At 55.7% G+C, this 3,664-nt stretch carries 5 protein-coding genes; all 5 read right to left on the bottom strand.

Annotated elements, in window-relative coordinates; all coding sequences use genetic code 11:
* Positions 1–543: 543 nt before the first annotated feature.
* Entirely contained in the window at positions 544–1,266 is a 723-nt protein-coding gene (locus Q7O77_RS15555; RefSeq protein WP_304169424.1) for a DUF2884 domain-containing protein, read from the bottom strand.
* Positions 1,267–1,370: 104 nt separating this feature from the next.
* Positions 1,371–1,715 carry a YggL family protein gene (locus Q7O77_RS15560; RefSeq protein ID WP_085651502.1) on the bottom strand — a complete coding sequence of 115 codons (345 nt, stop codon included), beginning with the start codon at positions 1,713–1,715 and terminating at the stop codon, positions 1,371–1,373.
* Positions 1,715–2,434: a tRNA (guanosine(46)-N7)-methyltransferase TrmB gene (trmB, locus tag Q7O77_RS15565; RefSeq protein ID WP_085651503.1), complete on the bottom strand. Its 720-nt coding sequence runs from the start codon at positions 2,432–2,434 to the stop codon at positions 1,715–1,717. The genes Q7O77_RS15560 and trmB overlap by 1 nt, the downstream gene beginning before the upstream one ends.
* A gap of 159 nt (positions 2,435–2,593) precedes the next feature.
* Entirely contained in the window at positions 2,594–3,187 is a 594-nt protein-coding gene (locus Q7O77_RS15570; RefSeq protein WP_304169428.1) for a hypothetical protein, read from the bottom strand.
* Positions 3,188–3,274: 87 nt separating this feature from the next.
* Positions 3,275–3,664, bottom strand: a 390-nt coding sequence (locus Q7O77_RS15575) for a fimbrial protein (RefSeq protein ID WP_304169431.1), incomplete at its 5' end; no start/stop codon positions are given.

Raw genomic sequence — 3,664 nt, forward strand, 5'->3', positions numbered from 1 at the left:
CACGATGCGGGTTACGAGTTCCCTTCATAGACAGCTCCCTGTGAAACGTTGACGTTATGGTGAGGCCGCGCACGCGGCGGTTCACACGGCATCCCCCGGTGTACCCCCCTTACGTGGGAGACGCGCCGGGCGGTTGCCATGAAAACAGAAATGACGTTGTACGAAATGCGGGTCACGCACGACTTCCTTCTCGGTGAAGAAAGTGGCGCAGGAACCGGGGTGAGCCAGAGGAATGAGTCAGGTTACGCGAGGCAATGATGCGATGTGCCCGCGACAAACGAAAACGCCTTTCACACTACCGCTGCATCCATGCAATCTCATCGCTGCAGCGGCCATTATAGGAAAGAATCGGGCATCCAATAACGAGAACAAGACGCTTTCTTTACGTAATCCTTACGGTATTGGATAAGGCACACCAAGCGCTTCACTCAAGGGAAAAAGGCGAAGAGATCAAGAGAGTCAGGAGGTAAAACCAGAGAGGCAAGCCGTGCGTTAATACGCGAAAAAAGAAACGGGGCGAGCAGCCCCGTCATCTTGTGCCCGTTAAGGCAGGGTCTTGAGCAACGTTTTACGCTGTTGTTCCAGACCGGTTACACGCTGGCAAACGTCGCGTCCGAAGCGTTGAAAATCCATTTCCTGATTGTTCCACTCCGTTTGGATCGCCTGCTGCAACCCGCCCAGATTGCCCATTACGGCCTGCAACGGATTACCGCCGCCGCCGTTCGCCATCTGTTTGACGCCCATCTCATTCAGGCTGTCCTGCAGAACGCCACCCAGCGTCTGCTGCACAATCTGGCGACCATCCTGCTCAACCTGCTTAATGGCCTGATGGTGGAAAGCCAGCCCATCAGGACGGTGCTCAATGATGCGGTTCATCTGCTGTTTGAGCTGGGTGTTAAGCGTAGTCAGACGGCCACGGACGTTGCTGTCGCTGCCGAGCTGCTGGACGATAACCTTATCCAGCGACTGACGCGCCTTTTCCAGATGTTGTTGCGCGCCCGCATCTATCCACGGCAACTGCTCGCGCAGTTCCGCCTGATATTCTCTGGCCTGTCGCCGCTGTTCCGACGTCAGGGTCAGTTCGCGGTTATCTTTGACCACGTTTCCTTCCGGCGAGAATTGTAGGTTACCGCTGGCGCCCACCACCTTCACGCTTTGCGGAGTGATGATAATGTCATCCTGCGGCTGGACCGGGCATTGGTACTCCGCCCGCGCCTGCCAGGTAAAAAGAATCAGTGCACCGAAGACGAGATTACGCAACAACATAGTGACTCCTGAAAAAAAGGGCGCCCAACAGGCGCCTCAACGATAGCAGTAAAGGCGCAGGAGCGAAGGTGAAAACCGTCAGCCTGCCGCCACGCGCTTGCGCTTTAGCCAAGGTTCGGCGGCAGATCCCACCAGATGTCGAACAGGTCGCTGACGGTCACGTCGCTCAACTGCTGAGACTCCAGCCACTCTTTGACCAGCTGACGGTGTTCGTCAGTGCAGTTGCCCAGTTTCTGCTGGCAAACCAGTCCCTGCCACTGCAGGTAGCCGCTGCCTTCAAAAGCCAGACCGCGAGGTTCGATCACATCGTCAACAAAGCGATCCAGCAGCCCGTCGATAGCGTCTACCGATGTCCCTTCCGCAAAGCGGAAGCTAACGGAGAAACCCAGTTCTTTGAACTCTTCAATGTGTAACTTTTTACGTAAACGTCGGCTGCGATTAATCGCCATTACTCTTTCCTCTCAAACATGAGATCCCAAACACCATGACCTAAACGCTGGCCACGGGCTTCAAATTTCGTTAACGGGCGTGACGCCGGACGCGGTACATAGTCCTGGCTGTCAGACAGGTTGCGATAACCGTCAAGCGCCCCCATCACTTCGAGCATGTGCTCCGCATAAGGTTCCCAGTCGGTCGCCATATGGAACACACCACCGATGTTCAGTTTACTGCGCACCAGCTCGGCAAACGGCGGCTGCACGATGCGCCGCTTGTTGTGCCGGGCCTTGTGCCACGGATCCGGGAAGAACAGCTGCACCATGGACAGCGATCCGGCGGGGATCATGTTATCCAGCACATCCACCGCATCGTGGCACATCACGCGCAGGTTATCGATCCCGGCCTCCTGAGCGGACGCCAGACAGGCCCCCACGCCAGGCAGGTGCACTTCGATGCCCAGGAAGTTCTGTTCCGGGTTCTGTTCCGCCATGGTGACCAGCGAGGCGCCCATGCCGAAACCGATTTCCAGCACCACCGGCGCATCGCGTCCGAACAGTGCGGTAAAGTCCAGCGCGTGGTCCTGATACTCCACGCCCATGACCGGCCATAGGTTGTCCAGCGCCTGTTGTTGCCCTTTGGTCAATCGCCCCTGGCGACGAACGAAACTGCGAATACGCCGCAAAGGACGACCATTTTCATCAAATTCCGGAGAGATGACGTTATTGCTCATAGTGCTTACACGTTGTCAGGGGTTATGAAACAAGCGCGCAGTATAATGGATACCTATGAAAAATTCTTTCCTATCTGCCGACGGTGCATTTCGGCCTTGCGGGGGGAGCGAGGCGACGGGCGCTGACCGGCCCGCGCCGCTTCGGTGTACGCTTAACGCTTAGAGTAATGGGTAGATATCGCGATGTTTACAGCAATTCAGTTTGATCAGCGACTTCTGCCGCTGGGCATAAAGAGTTTTGACGCTTTTATTCGTTTCTTGCGCTTCATATCTGGCGCCGCGACCGGAAAGCAGACTGATAAATCCCCACATTTGTCCCCTAGCCAGCCGCGACTTGATTCGTTCCCGCTCACAGCCCTCCCCCAGATGAACGCGTTCATTGAGAAAAGCGCCAAGCTGGTGCATGGAGCAACCGTCCAGCGGGAACAGCACCGAGTCGATATTGTGGTAGCACATCGACAGCAGTTTCAGGAGGTTGCCTTTACCGATGATAAGCAGCCGATCTTTATTCATATACAGGGTATTGCTGATATCGGAAGCAAAACGCAAGAAACGAACCAGATCGCCAACATCCTGCAAAAGGAAAATCAGGCGATCGACGCGCGGCCAGTCCGGTATCTCGGTAATGGCCTCGTCCTCCGCTTTCAGCAACAGATAATCCAGCCGATAGTCCTGCGGTCGTCCGTATTCGCTCAACGCGTGCTGGACCGCGGGATAGTACAAATAGCATGACGTTACCAAGAATAATTTCATCTGACTCATCCCCTTTTCCCATGTATGTGCAGACTCATCGCCGGACACAGAATCGGCCCGGACGAATGTGGATAAATAACGGTGCGCTTATTGATAACTCAGCGTGAAATGCGCGGTCGCGCTGTAGCTGCCGGCGGCTAATGATTCAACGCTGACCGTTTCCAGACGGGCACGAAAATCCAGACGGTTATCACCGTCAAACAAAGGGATCTGGCTCGTCTTGCCGTTAAGGGGCAGCAGTTGGTCGGCACGATAAATACCGATGGCAACGCCCTTGGCGACCGAGCTGGAGTCGATCGCCAGCCGCCCCGCCAGCGCGGTGTCCTCCTTTCCGGAAAAACTCACCACCACATCCTTCAGGGTTTCCGTACTGCACTGGGTCAGCACGATCGTAAAATCACGCCACTCGCCAGCCTGGTTGGTCTGCAAGGTCCGCGTCGATTCTTCGCCCATGTCTACATCGATATTTTCTGAGTC

The organism is Lonsdalea britannica, assembly GCF_946477055.1.
GTDB classification, from domain to species: Bacteria; Pseudomonadota; Gammaproteobacteria; order Enterobacterales; family Enterobacteriaceae; genus Lonsdalea; species Lonsdalea britannica_A.

Bases quoted from the DNA above. Each gene is read 5' to 3' on its own strand.
- Q7O77_RS15555 (WP_304169424.1), bottom strand. From the start codon at position 1,266: ATGTTGTTGCGTAATCTCGTCTTCGGTGCACTGATTCTTTTTACCTGG.
- Q7O77_RS15560 (WP_085651502.1), bottom strand. From the start codon at position 1,715: ATGGCGATTAATCGCAGCCGACGTTTACGTAAAAAGTTACACATTGAA.
- trmB (WP_085651503.1), bottom strand. From the start codon at position 2,434: ATGAGCAATAACGTCATCTCTCCGGAATTTGATGAAAATGGTCGTCCT.
- Q7O77_RS15570 (WP_304169428.1), bottom strand. From the start codon at position 3,187: ATGAAATTATTCTTGGTAACGTCATGCTATTTGTACTATCCCGCGGTC.